Raw genomic sequence first — 23,519 nt, 5'->3', positions numbered from 1 at the left:
CATGATGCGCGGTAAAAACTGTTACGGGCGGTGAAGCGCAATAATCTGCTTCATCTCCGCCACTGCCGGGCCGTCAACACCGTAGCGGGCATATTCATCCGCCTGGGCATCCGACGACATCGATAATCCACTATTGCGATAACGCATCGGCGACGCGAACCAGCGTCCTGCTGAGCTGTGCACCTCTTTGACTCCCGCCGCCAGGAATATTTCCAGGTTTTGCGGACGCACACCAGCACCGGCCATAATGATTGGAGCGCCAGAGCGGGCATTAAGTTCCCTAATTAATGAAAGTCCTTTTTCCGCTGACGCCTGCTGGCCGGAAGTGAGAATACGAACAACGCCTAATTCTGCCAGCGCATCGCAGGCCTGCTGCGGGTTGGCGCACATATCGAAGGCGCGATGAAAGGTCACCGCCATCCCCTGCGCCGCCGACATAATTTCCCGCATGCGCGGCATATCGACCTGACCGTCTTCGTTTAGTACACCCGTTACCAGACCGGGGAAACCGAGTTCGCGCAGCAGCCGGATATCTTCCAGCATGGCGGCAAATTCATCGGCGCGGTAGCAAAAATCGCCGCCGCGTGGGCGAACAATCGGATGCACCGGAATCGTCACTCGCTGACGGACGCTTTTCAGCGCACCGGTGGAAGGCGTTAACCCGCCCTCTTTCGGTGCCGCACAAAACTCGATGCGATCTGCCCCCTGCTGCTGAGCGATCACCGCGTCATCAACGCCGTAACAACAGATTTCCAGTAAGGCCATAGCTCCTCCCTTTGTTCATCATGGCACGCTTATATAATTGCGAATCTGCGCGCCCTCACACCTGCAAGCGTCACTGCTCGCTGGCAACAATCTCTTCAATGGTCCACGGATGAAATTTCACCGTCACTTTGCCGTCGGTTACCGCAAGCGTTGGATTTGGCAAACGCTCGCGTTCTCCTTTTGGCGAGCTGGTTTTCACGGCGATGCCCGGCTGGCTTAACCCTTCATCAGCCAGTAGCGCCAGCGCGCGGGCATTCAGGGTTTCCGGCGCGCCTGGCAGGACAATTTCGATATGCTCCCAGCCTTCGTGCGGATAGCGTTTCTCGCCCGGCCACGGCAGTTCAATCACCGTAAATGCCCAGTGCTCCACATGCAGTGGCTGATGCAATTTAAACAAACAGATCGGGCGCCCGTTAATGATATTTTCCGACAGCAATTCACCGCACTGTTCAAATCCGCGTCGCCAGCGATCCGCCGTGGCGTTCTGGTGGCAGCGCAGGGAAATATGGTCGGCATGAAGTGGCGCAATCGCCAGCCCTAATCGCGTGATTAGCGACTGCAAATCGTCGCGAAAACGCGGCAGATCCGCGACAATATCCTGCAACTCTTCAATTTCTTGCCAGTTGTTCATAAGCCGTACCCGTATGTCGTCGCAAAGCGCATAATCTACCTTGTTATGCGACGCTCACCAACTCCCAGGCTTTCTGCGCGCCGGTGGATGATTTTCTGCACAGACCACGCGCGACGCGGTGCTGACGCCAACGGGCAATTGCAGTATACTCCCGCCTTTAATGAACACCCGGACGCGCCCGCATGTGTCGCGTCCTAAACGTAAGGTATCCCGGTGAATATTCAGGCTCTTCTCTCAGAAAAAGTCAGTCAGGCTATGATCGCGGCAGGCGCGCCCGCCGATTGCGAACCTCAGGTTCGTCAGTCAGCAAAAGTCCAGTTTGGCGACTATCAGGCTAACGGTGTAATGGCAGTGGCTAAAAAACTGGGCATGGCGCCGCGACAACTGGCTGAGCAGGTTCTGTCTCATCTCTCACTCGACGGGATTGCCAACAAAGTTGAAATCGCCGGGCCGGGTTTTATCAATATCTTCCTCGCGCCGGAATTTCTCGCCGCGGAAGTTAACCAGGCACTGAAATCTGAACGCCTGGGCGTAACGCAGCCGCAGCCGCAGACCATTGTGATTGACTACTCTGCGCCAAACGTGGCGAAAGAGATGCACGTTGGCCATCTGCGCTCAACCATTATTGGCGATGCCTCCGTACGTACGCTGGAATTCCTCGGCCACAACGTTATTCGCGCGAACCACGTTGGTGACTGGGGCACGCAGTTCGGCATGCTGATTGCGTATCTTGAGCTAAAGCAGCAGGAAAATGCCGGAGAAATGGCGCTGGCTGATCTGGAAGGTTTCTACCGCGAAGCGAAAAAACATTACGACGAAGATGCCGCCTTCGCTGAGCGTGCGCGCGGCTATGTCGTAAAACTGCAGGGCGGCGATGAATACTGCCGTGAAATGTGGCGCAAGCTGGTTGACATCACCATGAGTCAGAACCAGCAAACCTATGAGCGCTTAAACGTTACCCTGACGCGCAAAGATGTGATGGGCGAAAGCCTCTACAACCCGATGCTGCCTGGCATCGTTGCCGACCTGAAAGCTAAAGGCCTGGCGGTAGAAAGTGAAGGCGCTACCGTGGTGTTCCTTGATGAGTACAAAAACAAGGAAGGCGAACCGATGGGCGTCATCATCCAGAAGAAGGATGGCGGCTACCTCTACACCACCACCGATATCGCCTGCGCCAAATACCGTTATGAAACGCTGCATGCCGATCGCGTGCTCTACTACATTGATTCCCGTCAGCACCAGCATCTGATGCAGGCGTGGACTATCGTGCGCAAAGCCGGTTATGTGCCGGATTCCGTGCCGCTGGAACACCATATGTTCGGCATGATGCTGGGCAAAGATGGCAAACCATTTAAAACACGTGCTGGCGGTACGGTGAAACTCGCCGATCTGCTGGACGAAGCGCTGGAGCGTGCCCGTCGTCTGGTTGCCGAGAAAAACCCGGAAATGCCGGCAGACGAGCTGGAAAAACTGGCCAACGCGGTAGGCATCGGCGCGGTGAAATACGCGGATCTGTCAAAGAACCGTACCACCGACTACGTTTTCGACTGGGATAACATGCTGGCATTTGAAGGCAATACCGCACCGTATATGCAGTATGCCTACACGCGCGTACTCTCCGTGTTCCGCAAAGCGGGTCTTGAAGAGAGCGTGCTGGAGAATGCACCGGTTACCATCGGCGAAGAGCGCGAATCACAACTGGCAGCCCGCCTGCTGCAATTTGAAGAGACGCTGAATGTTGTGGCTCGTGAAGGGACACCGCACGTGATGTGCGCCTACCTGTACGATCTGGCCGGTCTGTTTTCCGGTTTCTATGAGCACTGCCCGATTCTCTCCGCCGGGGATGAAGAGGTGCGCAACAGCCGTCTGAAACTGGCGCTGCTGACGGCGAAAACGCTGAAGCTGGGGCTGGATACGCTGGGTATTGAAACCGTCGACAGAATGTAAAAAAAATCGTCCGCCTCAACGGAGGCGGACTGTTTGTTACAATCTGGCTAAGATTGAACAGACGCGCATATACAATAAATGACAGAGTTAACAATAACAGGATGTTTATTTCAAAGAGCAATCACTATCATGACGATAATATGGTTCAGATCTCACTAATCGAGTGGATAGCTAATTCATTGTCAAATGACTCATATATAACGACCTTGACCAGGGAAACCTCTACTGACTGGGAATGAATAAAAGTGCGTTGAGCAATATAAGCGTACAAATGGCCAGCAACCAGTTGACTGCCAATATACATTAGCGGCAAATATTTCGCTCCGACGATCCCTTCAAACGCCGTTATAAACCGGGATACCTGATCTTTCGTCATTCCCTTTTCATTGATGTTCACCGCAGGGTCAATAATATAGCCACCCACTATTTCACCCATTTCCACCTCCTTGTTTTACGTATTAGATAAATCTCAAACACAAATTAAAAGTAGACGATACAGAATCCATACAGTGTGTGCTTAATCACATTTTTATTAATAACGAATAAATAATGTCATTATTCACACGGTGAATGTTTTTATTAATTGCATTCAGATTAATTATTCGCAATATGAAAAAATGATCGGATTATTCCAGATAGAAAACCGCTCACCATAAGCAGGAGCGGTTTTTATTTTACGCATAACGAACTCAGAAATATTTACGCAAATATTCCGTCAGGCAGAGCATGGCCATCGCCTGACCATAGGGCATAGAGGTGAGCGGGATCTGGCGGTAGAACTCCAGATTACTGCCCATGCCGGTACCGAACGAAACCTGCAACAGCTCCCCTTCCGGCGAAATATTGCCAACGATCGCTTTGACCGCGTTTTCTGCCACCTCAGAATAATCAGCACTGACATAGCGTTTACGCAGCGCTTTCAGAATACCGTAGGCAAACCCTGCGGTAGCCGACGCCTCCAGATAGGAATCGGCATCGTCCAGCAGTGTATGCCACAACCCGCTCTCATGCTGACACTGCGCCAGTGCGGCGATTTGCGCATTCAGCACCTGCACCAGATAGCGGCGCACCGCGTTATTTTCCGGCAGATCCACCAGCTCAAGAAAATCCGGGATCACGATGGTCAGCCAGCTATTGCCGCGCGCCCAGCGCGCTTTGGCAAAGTTATGTAGCCCCTCGTAGTTCCAGCCGTGGAACCACAACCCGGTTTCCCGATCCATCAAATTTTGCACATGCAGCAGAAATTGATAGACCGCCTCTTCCACATAGTCCGGACGATTGAGCAGTTTACCGATCTTCGCCAATGGCAGTACCGTCATCATCAGGGTGTCGTCCCACATCTGCTGGTGATTCTCTTCCGCCAGCGTAATATGCTGCATACCGCCGTGATCGGTGCGTGGCATCTCGTTCATCGCCCACTCCGCCCAACTCTCCAGCCATGGCAAGTACGTTGGATTGCGCGTCTCTTCATAGCGGTACGCCAGTGTCAGGAACGGCGCCATGGTGTTGACGTTTTTGGTAGTTGCGCCTTCTGCAAAACGGTCGGCGAACCAGCTATCAATCACCTCGCGAACGCTCTCATCTCCGGTCTGGCGGTAATACTGATACATTCCGTACAGCCCGACGCCGTGCGTCCACTCCCAGCCAGCCCAGCCTTTGGTGTCAATCACGCGGCCATCATCCAGCCGGAGTAAAAATTCGCCACTGGTATCGTGAATGTTGACCAGATTGTGGGTAACCTTGCGAATCAACGCCTTCAGTTCATCACGGGCGATAAAACGCTCCGGCTGCCGCAGTAACGGGCTGTGTTTGACAGGCCAAACCTTCATATTCTTAACCTCAGTTGTAAGTCGATTTCAGTGACGCGTCTTTCAGGGAGGGCGCGGCAGGTTTATTACGATTCAGATAGCCGATATTGTTATTGCCCCACAGGGATTCGTATGGCATTCCCGCCAGCATCTCGACCGTTTCCCGCGCCTGCGGGGTAATGCATTCCGGCATCGCACGGCCGCTCTGGCGCATTTTTGCCGTCTCTTCACGCAGCACGCTGTGCGTTTTCAGATTCAGCCTGAAGTGCAAGGAAACGAGGAAACCGCAGCACAGCACGGCGATAGTGCCAAAGCACATGATCAGCAGAATGGTATGGCTCACTTCCGCCGCCTGGGTTTTCTGCCCGGAGACAAAGCCGGATGCCTGCATCACGATCCCCACCAGCATCACCGCACCGGCCTGCGAGGCTTTGCGCGTCAGCGTCATGATGCCAGCGAAAATCCCTTCACGACGCTGACCAGTGACCACTTCGTCAATGTCAGCGATATAGGTGTAGGTATTCCACGGCACATAGTTGATACCGCCGCGCCCCAGCCCTGCAACGGCAGAAACCAGCAGCAACAGCGAGTACACATCGCTCAAACCGGTGTAATAAAGCACGGCGTAAGACGCGGCACTCAGACCGAACAGCACCACCACCATGCGGTAAGACGGTGCAGGCCCAAAACGAATACACAGCGGGATCATGGCGATAACCGCAATGAACTGGAATATCGCCATGGTGCCCATCAGGCTGGATGCCACCGAGGCTTCCTGCATCAACACGAACACCACGTAGTAAGTGAATACGGCGTTGAACACATCCTGCGCGATATAGCCGCCGAGATACATGCCCAGGTGCTGGCGGAAGATTTTGATACGCAGCGTTGAGCTCAGTTCGACAAACAGGCGGCTCAGACTCTGGCCGAGAGTAAGATGTTTCTTCTCCGCTTCCGCGCGCAGCGCCGCTTCTGTCCACTCTTCACGCGGGCGCTCCCAGGTGAAGCACCAGACAAACGTCAGCATCATCGCGCACATTACCGAGAACACCAGGCTGGCATAGAAGAAAGAGATCGGGTTGTCCTTGCCGAAATGCGTCAACAGGATCCCCGGCAGGAATGACGCCAGAATCGCTGACATTTGCGCCATTGAGATGCGCGCGCCGGAGAATTTGGTTTTCTGTTTGAAGTCATCGGTCATTTCTGGCACCAGCGTTTCATAGGGCACCAGAATCATGGTGTAGACCACATCAAACAGCAGATAGGTCAGCAGGTAATACCAAAAACTCATGTCCCCTACCCACATGATTGAGTAGCTGAACACACAAGGAATACCCAGCAGGATAAAGAATTTGCGGCGACCAAAGCGCTTACCCAGCCAGGTCGTACCGAAGTTATCGGTCAAAAAGCCCATCAGCGGACTCACAACTGCATCCAGCACCCTTGCGGCTGCAAAGATAAATGTCGCTTCGATCGGTGTCAGACCACAAAAGGTTGTGTAGAAATAGAGTAACCATGCTGCGGTCAACGCGGTCGTGCCCGCTCCCAGAAAATCGCCAGAACCGTAGGCGAGGTAATTAACCAGTCCAATTTTACGTGTTTTCATTGCCGTCAACCCTGTTCATTATTGGGGACCTTTGACAATCCGGCTTAGCCAAAGGAATTTCTTACACGGCTAAAGTAAGAGGATGTGCAACAGGAAACCTTTCTGTTTCTGCCAGCAAAAAGGCGTAACTGGCAAAAATGCAAAGAGTGTCGATACGCGCATCACTGATTTATAAAACAGCGTTTCTAATGCTTCAAAAGGCGTGGTCAAAAATGAGTGGCAGATAGCAAAATCCCGCTCTGATGGCGGGATCGAAGGCTAAAAAAACAGCTAAGCGATTGAGTTTATTGCCAGCGAAGCGGCTAGCTTTTGGCAGGCTGACGGTAATTCACAATGACCTGGTTACTGCGGACGTTCAGCGGCGGCCACAAACGCCCGCCGCCCGGTACTTCCCAGACAAAACGCAATTGTTCAGCAGCGGGTACATCCGCCAAACCTCGCGTTGAACCACTCTGGCCATCGAGCGCCACGCAGCGCGTCTGCGAACAGAGACGCACCAGCAATCCCGCTGGCGTCGGGCCGTTCAGCTCATAGCGCCAGGAGACTTCCGTTATCAGACCATCGACCGGCTGCGTTGGCCCTAATGGCCGTGACGACGCCGCTACGCCCCGGTTATCCAGCCGGATGCCAATGCTGCTGGCTTGCCAGGCACCTTCACCCGCCGCGCAGGCGAACAACGGCAGCGCGACGATCAGCAGGATGAGATAACGCATTATTTACCCCCGATGGTTGCGGTCATGCGGATATGGCGATTGTCGGACATCTCCATATTCGACATCACCACCAGCTGCGGCAGGCTACGACGCAGGAAACGCGCCAGTAACGGACGCAGGGCATGGTTGACCAGCAGCACCGGAGGCGCGCCGAGCATCTCCTGACGCGCCAGCGCTTCCTGAGTCTGCTCCAGTAAACGGTCGGCCAGCCCCGGCTCCAGGCCACCACCGCCCTGCAGTGCTTGCAGCAGCAGACGTTCCAGCGGCGTATCAAGGCCAATCACCTGCACTTCATCATTACCCGGGAACCACTGCTGCGTAATCGCACGGCCGAGCGCTACGCGCACCACCGCGGTGAGTTCGTGCGGGTCGGTTTGCAGCGGCGCGTGCTCCGCCAGCGTTTCGAGAATGGTGCGCATATCGCGAATCGGCACTCTCTCCGCCAGCAGGTTTTGCAACACTTTGTGCAGCGTGGTCAGCGTCACCACGCCCGGCACTAAATCTTCGGTCAGCTTCGGCATCTCCTGGCTTACGCGATCAAGCAGTTGCTGCGCTTCCTGTCGGCCAAACAGTTCCGCCGAGAACTGACCAATCAGGTGGTTGAGGTGCGTGGCTACCACGGTACTCGCTTCCACCACGGTAAAGCCCTGGATTTGCGCCTGCTCTTTCAACGCACTTTCGATCCAGATTGCTGCCAGACCAAAAGCCGGATCGACAGTCTGCTCGCCCGGCAGCGAACCGGCTGCCGTACCTGGGTTAATCGCCAGCCAGCGGCCCGGATAGGCTTCGCCGCTGCCAATTTCCACCCCTTTCATCAGAATACGGTAACGCGCGGGCGGCAGATCCATGTTGTCGCGAATATGTACCACCGGCGGCAGGAAGCCCATGTCCTGAGCAAATTTCTTACGAATACTGCGGATACGTCCCAGCAACTCGCCGTCCTGCTGGAAATCCACCATCGGGATCAAGCGGTAACCCACTTCCATACCGAGGGAATCTTCCAGTTGCACATCATTCCAGGTCGCTTCTACGGCCTGCGTGTTTTCCGGGGCTTTCACTGGTACCGCGTCGACAGGTGCCTCCTGTTGACGTCCGCGCAACCACCAGGCAAGCCCGAGCAGCGCGGCGGTAAACAGCAGGAAGACAAAGTTCGGCATGCCAGGCACCATCCCCAACAGACCGAGGACACCGGCGCTCAGCAACATGACGCGCGGGTTCGAGAAGAGTTGCCCAACCATCTGCTGGCCGACATCTTCGTCGGTGCTGACACGCGTAACGATAACGCCCGCGGCGGTTGAAATAACCAACGCCGGGATCTGCGCGACAAGGCCATCACCGATAGTCAACAGCGTATAGCTCTCCGCTGCATCGCCCATCGACAGGCCATGTTGCAGCACACCCACCAGCAGACCACCGATGACGTTGATCACCATGATCAGAATACCGGCGATGGCATCACCACGAACGAACTTACTCGCACCGTCCATGGAACCGTAGAAATCGGCTTCCTGCGTCACTTCCGAACGACGGCGTTTCGCCTCATCTTCACCGATGATCCCGGCGTTAAGGTCGGCATCGATCGCCATCTGCTTACCGGGCATCCCGTCGAGCACGAAGCGCGCGCCCACTTCCGCGATACGTCCTGCACCTTTGGTGATAACCATAAAGTTGATGATCACGAGGATGACGAACACCACGATACCAATGGCAAAGTTACCGCCGACCAGGAAGTGGCCGAAGGCTTCAACCACGCGCCCTGCGGCGGCGGCACCGGTGTGCCCGTCCATCAAAATGATACGCGTGGAGGCGACGTTGAGTGCCAGGCGCAGCAAAGTGGTAAACAGCAGAATGGTCGGGAAAGCAGCGAATTCGAGCGTACGCTGGGTGAACATCGCCACCAGCAGCACCATGATCGACAGCGCGATATTAAAGGTAAACAGCAGGTCGAGGACAAACGCCGGCAGCGGCAGCACCATCATCGACAAAATAAGCAAAATGAGCACAGGCCCGGCAAGCACTTGCCATTGGGTCGATTTCAGATTGCTGGGCAGACGCAGCATTGCTACCAGATTAGCCATCAGTGTCCTTCTCGTTCATAAAATCCAGCGCTTCAGGCACCGGAAGATTCTCAGGTTTAACAGGTCGTTGTCCGCCTGACAGTCGCCAGCGTTTCAACTGCCATACCCACGCCAGCACTTCGGCTACCGCCGCATAAAGCTGACCTGGGATCTGCTGTCCAATTTCCGCATGACGGAAAAGCGCACGCGCCAGTGGCGGTGCTTCCAGAATCGGTACGCGATTTTCCGTACCCAACTCGCGAATACGCAGCGCCACCAGACCGGAGCCTTTTGCCACCACTTTCGGCGCGCTCATTTTATTTTCGTCATATTGCAGCGCGACGGCATAGTGCGTCGGGTTGGTGACAATCACATCGGCTTTCGGTACATCGGCCATCATGCGTCGGCGAGCGGCGGCTCGCTGCATCTGGCGGATACGACTTTTGATATGCGGGTCGCCTTCGCTCTGCTTAAATTCGTCACGAATGTCCTGGCGTGACATGCGCAATTTTTTCATATGGCTGTAGATCTGCCAGAAAACGTCAAAACCGACCATCGGGATGATGCTCAGCGACACCAGCAGTGCACATAGCCCGGCCAGATTAAGGGCGCTGGCCATGGCGGTTAACGGCGATTCGCTCATCAGGCGCATCATATCCGGCCAGTGATGCCAGACGAATATCCCGGCGACGCTGCCCATCAGCAGGGCTTTCATTAACGCTTTAAGCAGTTCAGCGCCTACCTGAGAGGAAAACAGACGTCCAAGACCGCTCAGCGGATTGAGCTTGGAAAAATTAAACGCCAGCGACTTGGTGCTGAAAACCAGCCCCCCCAACATTACCGGCGCAATCAGCGCGATAATCACCACGCCAGTCAACAGCGGCAGCATCCCCATCAGCGCCGTTTTCAGCATCATGATCACCTGCCCAACAAATAGCCCCGGATCATTGATGATTTTATGATCGAAGCGCAGCCCGGAAGAGAGCGCCATCGATAACCGTCGACCAAACATCTCGCCGCCAAACCACAGAATGCAGACACCCACCAGCATCACCAGCAGTGATGTCAGCTCTTTTGATCGGGGGATTTGCCCTTCTTCACGCGCCTTTTCTAGTCGGTGCGCTGTAGGGGCTTCTGTTTTGTCTTCGTTGTCTTCAGAGGCCACGGCCTGCATCCACGGATTACGGGTTTGACAACATATTGCCAGAGTCAAGGGTATCTAATGGGCAGAGTAAGGCATAAAAACAAGGGGTTTTCGCCATTTGAATTGCCCTTCAGGGTTCATCCACGCGCCCGAAACGAGGACAAAACAGCAATACCCTGTGAAAAATCCTGCCTAAACACCGTTTTTTGTCGGCCTGTCCTGATTGTTAACGACTGAACAGAATTGCAGGTAATCTCCTTTATAATGGTCGGCTTCGCGTATAACCCTGCACGGACGTGACTTTTTATGCCAGCACAATCGGACCGAACATCGCATACTGCGGTGTGCATCGCGGCGTTTGTTATCTATTACAGCCTGTTCTATTTCGCTATTTTCATTCCGGGTTTTATGCGTCTTTATCAAAATGGCCTTGACGGCCCGTTTCTGCATGGCGCCCTGTTGCTCCCCTGCTCGTTGCTGCTGTGGCGTTATTACGGAAGACACTATGACGGGTTGCTGCCTTTTGGCACGCTGGCGTGGCGAAACCTTGCCGCGCCGCTGCTGGCGCTGCTGGCGATGCTGGTAATGGAAAAGCTGTTCCAGCAGCCTGAGCCGTGGCTGGACTCCCTGGAAGGGTATAGGGGGTTAACCCGTTGGGCGTGGGTATTCACCGCCTGTCTGATAGCCCCGGTGAGTGAAGAGATTATTTTTCGCGGCTTTTTGCTCAATGCCAGCCTGGGATGGGGAAAAGTGTCGCAACAAGTCGGTATTGTGCTGACATCTTTATTGTTTGCCGCCATTCATATGCAATATCAGGCGCCGCTCACCTTTATTCAGTTGTTTATTTTTTCTGCGCTGTTGTGTGTTGTCCGGCTCGGGACAGGCGGGCTGCTGATACCAATAGTGCTGCATGCGCTGTCGAATCTCTTCGCAGTGGGCGATATCTTCCTGCAATAAAAAAAGGAAGGTTTCCCTTCCCTTTTTCGTGGGTTCGCTGACTTCACCTTCAGGCTGTCTGAAGGTGAATGTGCCGACAAATCAGAAGCCGAGGCTGTCCAGCAGGTCGTCCACCTGGTCCTGGCTTGCCACCACGCCCGCTTTGGTGGCGTCGAGCTGAGGGCCATTGAGCAGGCTGTCGTTTTCGCGTTTCGGGCGCGCAGACTGCTCCGGGATGTTTTCCAGCAGCACCATCAGCAACTGGCGTTCGATCTCCTGGATAACGTCCATCATGCGCTTGATCACCTGACCGGTAAGATCCTGGAAATCCTGCGCCATCATGATGTCCAACAACTGGGCGTTGGTGAAGCTGGTATGACCCGGAATTTCACCGAGGAACTTGCGGGTATCAGTCACCAGTTCACGGGCGTCTGCCAGTTCAATTGGGTTCTCGAACCACTCGTCCCAGCGCTTGCTCAGCGCTTTTGAATTTTTTTCCATCTCATCCTGGTGAGGCTGAGAGGCTTCCACGCTGTTCAGCGCGCGCTCGGCGGCCTGCGCCGTCATCTGGACCACATAATCCAGGCGATCGCGCGCATCCGGAATCGCTTCCGCTGCTTCGGCAATCGCTTGATCCAGGCCCAACTCGCGCAGACTATCGCGCAGCATGCGCGTCAGGCTACCGATGCGGGCAATAATGTCGCTGGGAGAATGCTCTTCAGAAGGTTTTATTGAAGGTTGCAACATAGTCCGGTCCTCACATGCCAAGTTTCTCGAAGATCTTACCGAGCTTCTCTTCCAGGGTGGCTGCGGTGAACGGTTTCACCACGTAGCCACTTGCACCAGCCTGCGCCGCCGCAATGATGTTCTCTTTTTTCGCTTCAGCCGTCACCATCAGCACCGGCATGGAAGCCATGTTGCTATCGGCACGGATGGTCTTCAGCAGTTCCAGACCATCCATATTTGGCATGTTCCAGTCGGAGATGACAAAACCAAAACCACCGGTCTGCAATTTGTTCAGCGCATCAACACCGTCTTCCGCCTCTTCGACGTTGTTGAATCCCAGCTCTTTCAGCAGGTTGCGCACAATGCGACGCATGGTGGAAAAGTCATCCACAACCAAAAACTTAAGCTCTTTATCCGCCATAAAAAATTACTCCTGGTTCAAATACGTATTGCCTGTCCGGCACTGATTTTCGCCAGCATCTGCTGGCTTACCTGGCTAAGATCGACCACTTCGCTGACGCCACCCATATTGATGGCCTCACGCGGCATGCCGAACACCACACAACTTGCTTCGTTTTGCGCGATGGTCCAGGCTCCCGCCTGGTACATTGCTAACATTCCCGCCGCGCCATCGTTGCCCATCCCCGTAAGGATCACGCCTACGGCGTTGCGCCCCGCATGTTTCGCGACCGAATGAAACAGTACGTCCACCGACGGACGGTGCCGGTTAACTGGCGGTCCATCGTGGATCTTAATCTGATAGTTTGCCCCGCTACGCGCGAGCTCCATATGCTTATCGCCCGGAGCAATATACGCGTGTCCCGGCAGAACGCGCTCACCATCTTCCGCTTCCTTGACGCTGATCTGGCAGAGCTTGTTCAAACGCTCAGCAAATGAGCGGGTAAAGCCCGGCGGCATATGCTGAGTGATTAGAATACCCGGACTTGAGAGCGGCAATGGCTGGAGTACATGACGAATTGCCTCTGTTCCTCCGGTTGACGCCCCAATGACCAGCAATTTTTCCGAGCTGAGCAGCGGGCCAGCCTTCAGCAGCGCCGGCGCTTCCATCGTTTTATGCGCAGCAATACGCGCACGCGAAGCGGTGCGCACTTTCTCAGCAATCATTTCGCTGTAGGCCAGCATGCCTTCACGAATGCCGATTTGCGGTTTGGTGACGAAATCAATCGCCCCCAGCTCCAGCGCACGCAGCGTCACTTCCGAGCCTTTACCGGTCAGCGAGGAAACCATCACCACCGGCATTGGCCGCAGACGCATTAATTTCTCAAGAAAATCCAACCCATCCATGCGTGGCATTTCTACATCCAGCGTTAAGACATCCGGGTTGAATTTTTTGATTAGATCCCGGGCGACCAACGGGTCTGGCGCCGTCGCCACCATCTCCATATCGCTGTGGCTATTGATAATTTCTGTCATGATCTGGCGCATCAATGCGGAATCATCGACGGACAACACCCTGATTTTACTCATGCTTTATCCTTACTCAGCGCATAAACAGTCTGCCCACGGAGGCTGAACTCGCGCACGAGGTTGCTGAAGTTCTCCGAATGCCCGGCAAACAGTAATCCGTCCGGCTTAAGCAGCGGAGCAAAACGATGCAGAATGTCCTGTTGCGTCGTTTTATCAAAATAAATCATTACGTTACGGCAAAAAATTGCGTCAAAAGGCCCCGGCACGTTGTACTGCTTATCCAGCAGGTTCACCGTGGTGAATTCGACGTAATTCGCCAGTTCTTGCCGTACACGTACCAGCCCGGCATGCGGGCCGGTTCCACGCATAAAATAGCGTTGCATCTGCTGTGGCGAGAGGGTCTTCAACTCGTCCTGGCGATAAATACCGCTGCGTGCTTTTTCCAGCACTTCGGTGTCGATATCGCTGGCAAACACTTTCCAGCGACCCGGCGCCATGCCCAGCGCATCGGCAAGAGTAATCGCCAGCGAGTAAGGTTCTTCGCCGGTAGAGGCCGCGGCACTCCATACGCGGTATTCACCCGTGCGCTTACGCGCATGCTCAGCCAGTACCGGAAAGTGATGCGCTTCCCGGAAAAATGCGGTGAGATTGGTGGTCAGCGAGTTGATAAACGCTTGCCACTCGGCGCTGTTCTGGTTCGCTTCGAGCATGCTCAGATAGCGACCAAAATCATCCAACCCCAGCGTGCGTAAACGGCGAACAAGGCGGTTGTACACCATGTCGCGTTTATGGTCCGCAAGAACGATCCCCGCACGCTGGTAGATCAATTGACATATCCGACGGAAATGCGCATCGGACAGCGCCAGGCGCTGTGTCATCTGTTGCAGTATTGATGACGTTTGCCCTGTGGGCAGTGATGATGTCATAGCGCCTTCTCAACCAGGTTAATTTCAGGATGCAGCAGGCACGGCTTTGGGCGGTGCCACTTCGGGTAATGCAATGTGCTCTTCAATCTTAAATACAGCCACTAACGAGGTCAGGTTATCCGCCTGGTTTGCCAGTTGATCGGTCGCGGAAGCGGCCTCTTCTACCAGCGCCGCGTTCTGCTGTGTGACCTGATCCATCTGGCTGACCGCCAGCGCAACCTGCTCAATGCCACGACGCTGTTCATCCGACGCAGAGGCAATTTCGCCCATAATGTCGTTGACCTGCGTCACCGAGCGGACGATTTCCGTCATCGTCTGCGCGGCGGTATCCACCAGCGCTGAACCCTGCTGAACACGGGATACTGACTCTTCAATCAGACCTTTAATCTCTTTTGCCGCCTGGGCGCTGCGGCTGGCCAGGTTACGCACTTCCCCTGCCACCACGGCAAATCCCCGGCCCTGCTCGCCCGCACGCGCCGCTTCCACTGCGGCGTTCAGCGCGAGGATATTGGTCTGAAACGCGATGCCATCAATCACGCTGATGATATCGCCGATTTTTTGCGAGCTGCCGGCAATCTCCTGCATGGTACTCGCCACGCTGGTGGTTTGCTGCCCGCCTTTTCTCGCGGTTTCCGCCGCGCTCTGCGCCAGACCGGAAGCCTGACGCGCGTTGTCGGCGTTCTGCCCGACCGTCGCGGTCAACTGCTCCATGCTGGCTGCGGTTTGCGCCAGCGAAGCGGCCTGCTGTTCAGTGCGCACCGATAAATCATTGTTGCCTGAAGCAATCTCCGAAATACCGGTATGCATAGCATAACTGCCCTGCCGAACATCGCTGACCGTAGTACGCAGCGCTGCCTGCATTTTTTTCAGGCTGGCGAAGATCGCCGAAATTTCATTACGCCCATAAACGGCAATCGGCTGCGCCAAATTGCCTGCTGCGATGCTGTCAAAGTGGCTGCTGATAATCGCCAGCGGCTGAACAATCATCTTGCGCGACCAGAACAGCGCGATGCTGGTAATCAGCGCCGCAAGGATCACCACCGCAATAAAAATGGCCGCCGAACGGTGATAATTACTTTCGCTGTCCTGCCGTGCTTGCTCGGCAAACTCGTTAATGTGCTTTTCCCACGCGTTAAAATTCGCGTCAAACTGGTCCTGCGACTCCTTCACCGGCGCGGTCATAAAATCTGATAGCTGGTTATTTTCAAGCCAGGTGGCCTGATGCTCCAGATCGCTGCGCCATGCGGCATACGTCGCTTTCGTCCCGTCCTGCAATTTCTGCCCCACAGGCGTTATTGCGGCAATGCCCAGAAACTCTTTCTCTTTCTCATCTGCCAGCTTCAGGCTGGCTTTTGCCCGTGTCATCAGAGCTTTAATATCATCCGGCGGATAACTTAATGCCGTGAGCGTACCCGCTTTATTCAGCAATGTGCTCGCTTCAAGCAGCGTGGCCCGAATTTGCATCAGCGCGCTGCGTTGATGGTTGCTGTTCGCTACTTCCTGTAAATGTGATGTGCTTTGTTTAAAAGCCCAGAAGGACAATCCGTTACTGCCGACCTGCAAAATGCCACACACAATCAAAATCAAAAAAAGTGTTGTCGAGATACGAATACGATTAAACATTAACGCCCCATCTGGCGGAAAAATGTCCGCGGTTAAGAACTGCTAAAATGTTTCCCAGTTATCTTCTTGTCCGGTTGCAAGTTGGCGACTCCGCGCCGGGGTCTTAGCGCTGCCTGCTGCCGGAGTTAAGGCACGCTGCGCCGGTTTGCCGGATACAGAAGAAAGGCGGAAAGCAGATACCGCCATCGTCAATCGACTGGCTTGTTCTTCTAAGGCAGCGGCTGCGGCTGCCGATTGTTGTACCAGTGACGCATTCTGTTGCGTGACGCGATCCATCTCGGATACCGCCAGCGCAACCTGATCGATGCCACGGCTCTGTTCGTCCGATGCCGAGGCGATCTCACCCATGATGTCGTTAACACGCGTGACAGCGTTAACAATGTCCGACATGGTTTCACCGGCACTCTCTACAAGCACTGAGCCGGTATCCACGCGGGAAACAGAATCTTCAATTAAGGTTTTAATCTCTTTCGCCGCCTGGGCACTGCGGCTGGCCAGATTACGAACTTCACCGGCAACAACGGCAAAGCCGCGCCCCTGCTCGCCGGCGCGCGCCGCTTCTACTGCCGCGTTCAGCGCCAGGATATTGGTCTGGAAGGCAATACCGTCAATCACACCAATAATGTCAGCGATCTTCTGCGAACTGGTGGCGATATCGTGCATGGTTTTCACCACGCCATCGACGACTTTACCGCCGCGCTCGGCGGTTTCCGACGCACTTTGCGCCAGCAGCGAAGCCTGACGGGCGTTGTCAGCGTTCTGCTTAACCGTCGCCGTCAACTCTTCCATGCTGGCAGCGGTCTGCTCCAGCGCCGAGGCTTGTTCTTCAGTACGCGAGGAGAGATCGTTATTTCCGGCAGCAATTTCGCTGGTGCCGGAGTAAATGGCATCCGAACCCTGGCGCACATTGGTAACGGTATCGATTAACGCGTTCTGCATATGATCGACGCTTTGCGCCAGTTCGGTCATTTCGCTGCGACCGGCAATCGTCAGTGTATGCGTCAGGTTACCGCCCGCGATTTCGCGGATATGAGCGATGACCGATGACAATGGCGACAACAGAATACGGCGGATCCCATACCAGACGCCGGTCAGTACAATCAGCAAGGCCAGCGCCAGAACCGCCATCTGCCATTTCGCAAAGGTGTAATCGCTGACGCTCTGCTCCCAGGCATTACGGTAGAGGCTGTCGCTCAGTGCAGCATATTTTGCCATCGCGTCACCGAGGGCGTTTTGCATCCCTTGAGTCGGTTGCGCCATAAAGGCGTTGATATTGCCGCTCTCCAGAAACTGAACCAGCTCCGTCAACGCAGCATTATAGGTACGATATTTCTCATCCAGCGCCTGCCGCGCCGCATCCATTTCCGGCAGCGATGGCATGTTATGAAAGGCGTCGTAATGTTTTGCTGCTTCCGCCAGCGAGGCTTTCGCGCTGTTCAACAGGTCGGTTTTGGCGCTGCTCTGCTGGTTGCCTGGGTCGAGCAACATACGCGCCGACGAGCGGCTCAGGTTGATGCGCGTTTGCAGCATTAATTCCCAGGCTTTTCCCAGTTCAGTTTGTTGCATACGCAGGTCATTAGAAGCAGCAAAACTCTGCTGGTTTTGCTTAAGGGAAGAGAAAAAAAGTCCCCCGGATACGAGCTGCAACAGGGCAAACACTGCCAGCACACTCATCAGCAGAGTAACGACGCGGATACGGTTCAACATGCAACACCTTTTCGATATGTTCTTAATGGTGTTATCGGCATGCGGCCAGGGAACTTTACATTTGCGAAAGGGAATTAAATAGTAACTTGAAATGCAATGTTCGCGGTCAGGGTATCACTCGATCTTTCCTGCAGCGGCGTGGTCTGCGTTGTAAGGTGCAGTCAGTTAACGTTAATGTCGCACCGATAGCGGTTTAATGACTGAGAAATTGCAAAACAAACGACTACGTAAAAGAGGTATTTTTTGTCAGTAAAAATAACGAATTAGAAGAATTGGACGCGTTGTCCAGTGGTAATGAAGGATAAACAAAATAACCGACAAAAAAGTGTATAAAAAAAGCGGATGACCGGTGAGTCATCCGCTCTTGTATGGCGGTTACGCGACGTGCGTTGCCGCGATGTCCAGCAGCGCCATCTCTTCGCTGTTGAGCAGTTTTTCAATGTTCACCAGAATCAGCATCCGGTCGCCAAGCGCACCGAGGCCGGTCAGGTATTCGGTGGACAGGGTGACGGCGAATTCCGGCGCCGGGCGGATCTGGTCCGATGCCAGGGAAAGCACATCAGAGACACCATCCACTACGATGCCAACCACACGCTGTCCCAGATTCAGGACGATAACCACGGTGTTGTCATCATACTCGACGTCGCCCTGGCTGAACTTCACGCGCAGGTCAACAATCGGCACGATCACGCCACGCAGGTTGGTCACGCCTTTGATAAAGTCCGGGGTATTGGCGATACGGGTCACCTGATCGTAGCCACGAATTTCCTGCACTTTGAGAATATCGATGCCGTACTCTTCATCGCCCAGAGTGAATACCAGGAATTCCTGTCCTGACGGCTCGCCAGCCAGTTTTGCTACATTACTCATACCGGTCATGTTTTATACCTTCTACTTAATCAGGCGGCTGTGTGCGCCATACGATGTTCACGATTCAACCCCTGCAACGCTGACACATCCACGATCAGCGCAACACTACCATCGCCCAGGATGGTGGCGGCAGAAATACCCGGCACTTTGCGATAGTTGCTTTCCAGGTTTTTCACCACAACCTGGTGCTGACCGATCAACTGATCAACCAGCAGCGCATAGCGACGACCTGCGCTCTGCAGAATAACGACAATCCCCTGCGTGGCCTCAGTTTTCGCCCCCATCACGTCAAACACTTTCCACAACTCAACCAGCGGCAGGTATTCACCACGTACTTCCAGTACGCGCTCACCACCGGCCAGCGGATGCAGATCTTCTTCACGCGGTTGCAGCGACTCCATCACCGCGTTCAGCGGCAGAATGAAGACTTCGTTGTTCACTTTTACTGACATCCCGTCGAGGATTGCCAGCGTCAGCGGCAGCAGGATACGAATCGTCGTGCCAGAGCCTTGTTTGGATTTTATTTCAACGTGGCCACCCATTTCCTGGATGTTACGTTTTACCACGTCCATGCCCACGCCGCGGCCGGAAACGTCGGTAACCTGCTCTGCGGTTGAGAAACCCGGGGCAAAAATCAGCATGCCGACTTCTTCATCGGTCATGTTTTCGTTGACCGCCATTCCCTGCGAAATCGCTTTCGCCAGGATACGCTCGCGGTTAAGACCAGCACCGTCGTCAGTCACTTCGATGCAGATATTTCCGCCCTGGTGTTCCGCCGAAAGAATCAGGTTACCGATAGGCGATTTACCGGCTTCGACACGTTTTTGTGGGGTTTCAATACCGTGGTCGAGGCTGTTACGCACCAGGTGCGTTAACGGGTCAATGATGCGCTCGATCAGGCTCTTATCCAGTTCCGTCGAGCTACCTTGCAGAGTCAGTTCAACCTGTTTATCCAGCTTGCTCGCCAGATCGCGCACCAGACGCGGGAAGCGGCTAAAGACATATTCCATCGGCATCATACGGATGGACATCACCGATTCCTGCAGGTCACGAGCGTTGCGCTGCAACTGGCTCATGCTGGTGATCAGATCGCCGTGTGTGACCGGATCCAGCTCATTGGAGCGCTGAGCCAGCATCGACTGGGTGATCACCAGTTCTCCGACCAGGTTAATTAGCTGGTCAACTTTTTCAACCGCCACACGGATACTGGTTGATTCGCTGGCACGCGCCGGTTTTTCACGAGCTGCCGGTTGTTCTTTCGCGACCGCTTTCAGCGCCGGAGCCGCTGGTTTCTCCGCCGGAACCGCAACAGGCGCTGGCGTTTCAACCACTTGTGCAACCGCTTCAACTGCTGCAGGCGCGGGGGCTGTCTCTGCGGTGGGTTTTTCGAACGCAATTTGATCGGCTTCGATGACGAAGCACAATACCGCGATAATATCGTCTTCGCTGACGCCGCCATCAAGCGTCACGCTCAGGGTATCAGCCCCCTTCACTACGTCGCTCAACGTTCCGAGGTTACCCAACTCTTCTTCCAGCAGTGCAACTTCGCTCTCTTTCAGGCGAGACAGGACGATGCGCAGTTTGCCGTCGCTTTCGGCAGCTGGCGCAGCAGCGGTTTCGGACTCCAGCGCAGTATCCACAACGGAGAGTTTTGCACCATTTGCAGGGGCAGCGACGACCTCTCCTTTTGCTTCCAGCGCCAGTTGGCGCAGGGCATTGCAGATATATTCAAAGCTGGCGGCGTCTGGCTCTTGCGAGCTTTTATAAGCGTCGAGCTGTTCCTGCATAATATCTTTGGTTTCCAAAAACAGGTTGATAATGTCGGTGTTAAGCTGCATTTCGCCACGCCGGGCCTCATCAAGCAGGTTCTCCATCAGGTGTGTGGTTTCCTGCAGGATGGTAAAACCAAATGTACCTGCGCCTCCTTTAATAGAGTGCGCCGCACGAAAGATGGCGTTGAGCTGTTCCGAATCCGGCGCTTCAGGCACCAGATCCAGCAAATGTTGTTCCATATCAGCCAACAACTCGTCGGCCTCATCGAAGAATGTCTGATAAAAATCACTAATATCCATGCTCACGCTATCACCTCGGATTGGCTTGTGGCGATGTGGGAACTGTTGCCGGAGCCGCCGGTGTGGATGCAGGTGCTGCTCCGACCGCAGGTTCTGGCTGTGTAATCGCGCTTATTGGCGCACTCTCGCTTTCGGCATTCTCATGCAGAATGGCTTCTTCAGTCTGTTTGTTGAGTACCAAAAGACTGATTCGGCGGTTGATTGCTTCATTCGGACCTCTGTCCGCAAGGCGCATTGTTGCCGCCATACCTACAACCCGAAGAATTTTGCCATTATCCAGCCCACCGGCAACCAGCTCACGGCGCGATGCGTTTGCACGATCGGCGGAAAGTTCCCAGTTGCTGTACCCTCTTTCGCCATTGGCGTAAGGGAAATCATCGGTGTGGCCCGAAAGGCTCACTTTGTTAGGGATGCCATTCAGTACTGGCGCAATAGCACGCAAAATATCGCGCATATAAGGTTCGACTTCCGCGCTGCCGGTTTTAAACATCGGCCGGTTCTGGCTGTCGATAATCTGAATACGCAACCCTTCCTGCACCAGATCGATTTTCAGGTGCGGACGCAGCGCGCGCAGTTTGGGATCGGCTTCGATTAACTGATCCAGATCGCCACGCAACTTACTCAGCCGCGACTGCTCCATGCGTTTTTTCAAATCGTCAATATTGGGCTGTTTTTGCACTTCGCCCTGTTGCTGTGTGTAGTCATCGCCACCGCCCGGAATCGGGCTTTCGCTGTTTGAAATTCGCTGCCCACCCGTAATTGCGGTTGCTAACGGCGTACGGAAATACTCCGCAATCTGAATAAGTTCTTTCGGGCTGGAGATGGAGATCAACCACATCACCAGGAAGAACGCCATCATCGCCGTCATAAAGTCGGCGTAGGCAATCTTCCAGGAGCCGTGCGCTCCACCGCCATGACCTTTATGTTTTTTTCGTCTGACTACGACGATCGGATGGGACTGGTTTTTCATGCGTCCTCGGTCGTGGTCTGTTGGTTAGGATTTCTGACCGCACGGACGTGTTCATCCAGTTCGATAAACGACGGACGTTCGCTGGAGTACAGCGTTTTACGACCAAACTCGACCGCAATTGGCGGTGCATAACCGTTAAGATTCGACAGCAAGGTGATCTTGACGCACTGCATCATTTTGGCGGTTTCCGCACTCTTCTGGCGTAGAACGCTGGCCAGCGGGGAGATAAAACCGTACGCCAACAGGATGCCGAGGAAGGTTCCCACCATCGCATGTGCAATCAGCGCACCGAGTTCAGCCGCCGGACGATCGGCGGAGGCCAGCGCGTGCACCACCCCCATCACCGCCGCAACGATACCGAACGCGGGCAGCGAATCGCCCACCATCGCCAGCGCATTTGCCGGCACTTCGGCTTCGCTTTCGTGCGTTTCGATCTCTTCGTCCATCAGCGCTTCAATTTCAAAGGTGTTCATGTTGCCGCTGATGATCAGGCGCAGATAATCGACAATAAATTCAAGCATCGTCGCATCCGCAAGAATACGTGGATAGCTGGCGAAAATTTCGCTCTCTTTCGGATTCTCAATATCTCTTTCGAGCGAGAACATCCCTTGCTGACGCGATTTCGCCATCAGGCGGTAAAGCAGAGCCAGCAAATCCATATACATGCTTTTGGTGTATTTCGAACGACGAAACAGCAAAGGCATGGCTTTCATCGTACCTTTGATCGCTTTGCCATTGTTACCAACGATGAATGCACCTACCCCCGCGCCACCGATGATGATCAGTTCAGACGGTTGATAAAGTGCCCCAAGTTCTCCGCCGGTCATCATATAACCGCCAAAGACTGCACCAAGAACAACCAGGTAACCTAATACGATAAGCACGACATCATCCTTCTGCTAATGACTAAGGCTCGGGATAAACATTTCAGAGGGTTAAACCGAATTTCAGGCAAAAAAAAGCAGCGGCATTACTGCACCGCTGCTGGAGTGTTTTCCACCTGTTTCGGTCAAACAGCCTGTTCGATCTGTTCATCCAGCAGTTGTGGAATAATATCGGCAGCATCCCGGGAAAGTTTACGTCTTTTTACCGCGCGGGACGGCGGCTGGCATAAACTACAGGCAAAGCTACCAACAGGCTGGTGTGCGTGCGTAATAAAATTACCGTCACAGCAATTACAGCGAGACAACTCCAGCATTCCGCTTTCCACGAAACGAACCAGTGTCCAGGCGCGAGTCAGCGCCAGCAGCGGCCCATCATCGTTATGAGGGCATTGTTCCAGATAGAGTTTGTACGCTTTGATGACTGCATCAACGCCGCTGCACAGGCCTGTTTTTAACAAAAACTGCCAGGCGTTACAGAACATGGACGCATGAATATTCTGCTCCCAGGTCATAAACCAGTCAGTGGAGAATGGCAGCATGCCTTTCGGCGGCGGGCTACCACGTAACTCTTTGTAGAGTTTAATAAGACGACCACGGCTAAGCTGTGTCTCACTCTCCAGCATCTGTAAACGTGCACCCAGCGAAATCAGTTCCATTGCTAACTGAATATCGCGGGCTTCCTGAACAATGCTTTTCTCGCCCATGG

General features: G+C 54.3%; 21 protein-coding genes. 2 read left to right on the top strand and 19 right to left on the bottom strand.

Annotated elements, in window-relative coordinates; all coding sequences use genetic code 11:
* Positions 1 to 21: 21 nt before the first annotated feature.
* Together cutC and Y71_RS10660 are read right to left on the bottom strand one after the other, a co-directional pair.
* Positions 22 to 765 (bottom strand): copper homeostasis protein CutC, encoded by a 744-nt coding sequence (gene cutC / locus Y71_RS10665; RefSeq protein ID WP_007371571.1) that lies wholly within the window; start codon positions 763 to 765, stop codon positions 22 to 24.
* A gap of 70 nt (positions 766 to 835) precedes the next feature.
* Positions 836 to 1,396 (bottom strand): VOC family protein, encoded by a 561-nt coding sequence (locus Y71_RS10660; RefSeq protein ID WP_007371570.1) that lies wholly within the window; start codon positions 1,394 to 1,396, stop codon positions 836 to 838.
* Positions 1,397 to 1,609: 213 nt separating this feature from the next.
* Between Y71_RS10660 and argS the strand changes: the two genes are divergently transcribed.
* Entirely contained in the window at positions 1,610 to 3,343 is a 1,734-nt protein-coding gene (argS, locus tag Y71_RS10655) for an arginine--tRNA ligase (protein ID WP_007371569.1), read from the top strand.
* Between the two features lie 145 nt (positions 3,344 to 3,488).
* On the opposite strand, the gene Y71_RS10650 is transcribed toward argS, so the two are convergent.
* The 6 genes from Y71_RS10650 to flhB all read right to left on the bottom strand — a co-directional run bounded on the left by Y71_RS10650 (position 3,489) and on the right by flhB (position 10,701).
* On the bottom strand, positions 3,489 to 3,779 hold the full coding sequence (locus tag Y71_RS10650) for a hypothetical protein (RefSeq protein ID WP_007371568.1): 291 nt from the start codon (positions 3,777 to 3,779) through the stop codon (positions 3,489 to 3,491).
* Positions 3,780 to 4,032: 253 nt separating this feature from the next.
* A complete protein-coding gene (gene bglB, locus Y71_RS10645; protein WP_007371567.1) occupies positions 4,033 to 5,172 on the bottom strand; it encodes a beta-galactosidase BglB in 1,140 nt (379 codons plus the stop codon).
* Between the two features lie 10 nt (positions 5,173 to 5,182).
* Complete coding sequence (locus Y71_RS10640; protein ID WP_007371566.1) at positions 5,183 to 6,757, bottom strand: MFS transporter; 1,575 nt, start codon at positions 6,755 to 6,757, stop codon at positions 5,183 to 5,185.
* A gap of 302 nt (positions 6,758 to 7,059) precedes the next feature.
* Positions 7,060 to 7,470, bottom strand: a complete 411-nt coding sequence (gene flhE / locus Y71_RS10635; protein WP_007371564.1) for a flagellar protein FlhE — start codon at positions 7,468 to 7,470, stop codon at positions 7,060 to 7,062.
* Complete coding sequence (flhA, locus tag Y71_RS10630; protein WP_007371563.1) at positions 7,470 to 9,548, bottom strand: flagellar biosynthesis protein FlhA; 2,079 nt, start codon at positions 9,546 to 9,548, stop codon at positions 7,470 to 7,472. The genes flhE and flhA overlap by 1 nt, the downstream gene beginning before the upstream one ends.
* On the bottom strand, positions 9,541 to 10,701 hold the full coding sequence (flhB, locus tag Y71_RS10625) for a flagellar biosynthesis protein FlhB (RefSeq protein WP_435526109.1): 1,161 nt from the start codon (positions 10,699 to 10,701) through the stop codon (positions 9,541 to 9,543). The genes flhA and flhB overlap by 8 nt, the downstream gene beginning before the upstream one ends.
* A gap of 276 nt (positions 10,702 to 10,977) precedes the next feature.
* Here flhB and Y71_RS10620 point away from each other — a divergent pair, with 276 nt between their 5' ends.
* Positions 10,978 to 11,628 carry a CPBP family intramembrane glutamic endopeptidase gene (locus tag Y71_RS10620; RefSeq protein ID WP_035942230.1) on the top strand — a complete coding sequence of 217 codons (651 nt, stop codon included), beginning with the start codon at positions 10,978 to 10,980 and terminating at the stop codon, positions 11,626 to 11,628.
* 81 nt (positions 11,629 to 11,709) lie between these two features.
* On the opposite strand, the gene cheZ is transcribed toward Y71_RS10620, so the two are convergent.
* The 11 genes from cheZ to flhC all read right to left on the bottom strand — a co-directional run bounded on the left by cheZ (position 11,710) and on the right by flhC (position 23,517).
* On the bottom strand, positions 11,710 to 12,354 hold the full coding sequence (gene cheZ / locus Y71_RS10615; protein ID WP_007371560.1) for a protein phosphatase CheZ: 645 nt from the start codon (positions 12,352 to 12,354) through the stop codon (positions 11,710 to 11,712).
* A 10-nt stretch (positions 12,355 to 12,364) separates the two neighbouring features.
* Complete coding sequence (gene cheY, locus Y71_RS10610) at positions 12,365 to 12,754, bottom strand: chemotaxis response regulator CheY (RefSeq protein WP_007371559.1); 390 nt, start codon at positions 12,752 to 12,754, stop codon at positions 12,365 to 12,367.
* A 17-nt stretch (positions 12,755 to 12,771) separates the two neighbouring features.
* Positions 12,772 to 13,821, bottom strand: a complete 1,050-nt coding sequence (locus Y71_RS10605) for a protein-glutamate methylesterase/protein-glutamine glutaminase (RefSeq protein WP_007371558.1) — start codon at positions 13,819 to 13,821, stop codon at positions 12,772 to 12,774.
* Positions 13,818 to 14,687, bottom strand: coding sequence for a protein-glutamate O-methyltransferase CheR (cheR, locus tag Y71_RS10600; protein WP_007371557.1), 870 nt, complete (start codon positions 14,685 to 14,687; stop codon positions 13,818 to 13,820). Before cheR ends, Y71_RS10605 begins: the two co-directional genes overlap by 4 nt.
* A gap of 24 nt (positions 14,688 to 14,711) precedes the next feature.
* Positions 14,712 to 16,310 (bottom strand): methyl-accepting chemotaxis protein IV, encoded by a 1,599-nt coding sequence (gene tap, locus Y71_RS10595; RefSeq protein WP_007371556.1) that lies wholly within the window; start codon positions 16,308 to 16,310, stop codon positions 14,712 to 14,714.
* Between the two features lie 42 nt (positions 16,311 to 16,352).
* Positions 16,353 to 18,017 carry a methyl-accepting chemotaxis protein II gene (gene tar, locus Y71_RS10590; protein ID WP_007371555.1) on the bottom strand — a complete coding sequence of 555 codons (1,665 nt, stop codon included), beginning with the start codon at positions 18,015 to 18,017 and terminating at the stop codon, positions 16,353 to 16,355.
* A 375-nt stretch (positions 18,018 to 18,392) separates the two neighbouring features.
* On the bottom strand, positions 18,393 to 18,896 hold the full coding sequence (gene cheW / locus Y71_RS10585) for a chemotaxis protein CheW (protein ID WP_007371553.1): 504 nt from the start codon (positions 18,894 to 18,896) through the stop codon (positions 18,393 to 18,395).
* 20 nt (positions 18,897 to 18,916) lie between these two features.
* On the bottom strand, positions 18,917 to 20,965 hold the full coding sequence (gene cheA, locus Y71_RS10580; protein ID WP_035887530.1) for a chemotaxis protein CheA: 2,049 nt from the start codon (positions 20,963 to 20,965) through the stop codon (positions 18,917 to 18,919).
* Positions 20,966 to 20,969: 4 nt separating this feature from the next.
* Positions 20,970 to 21,929: a flagellar motor protein MotB gene (gene motB, locus Y71_RS10575; RefSeq protein ID WP_007371551.1), complete on the bottom strand. Its 960-nt coding sequence runs from the start codon at positions 21,927 to 21,929 to the stop codon at positions 20,970 to 20,972.
* Entirely contained in the window at positions 21,926 to 22,813 is an 888-nt protein-coding gene (gene motA / locus Y71_RS10570; protein WP_007371550.1) for a flagellar motor stator protein MotA, read from the bottom strand. Before motA ends, motB begins: the two co-directional genes overlap by 4 nt.
* Positions 22,814 to 22,938: 125 nt before the next feature.
* Complete coding sequence (gene flhC, locus Y71_RS10565; RefSeq protein WP_007371549.1) at positions 22,939 to 23,517, bottom strand: flagellar transcriptional regulator FlhC; 579 nt, start codon at positions 23,515 to 23,517, stop codon at positions 22,939 to 22,941.
* Positions 23,518 to 23,519: the final 2 nt, after the last annotated feature.

The sequence above is a fragment of the Kosakonia radicincitans DSM 16656 genome (assembly GCF_000280495.2).
GTDB classification, from domain to species: Bacteria; Pseudomonadota; Gammaproteobacteria; order Enterobacterales; family Enterobacteriaceae; genus Kosakonia; species Kosakonia radicincitans.
This window is presented reverse-complemented; position numbering and strand designations above follow the sequence as displayed.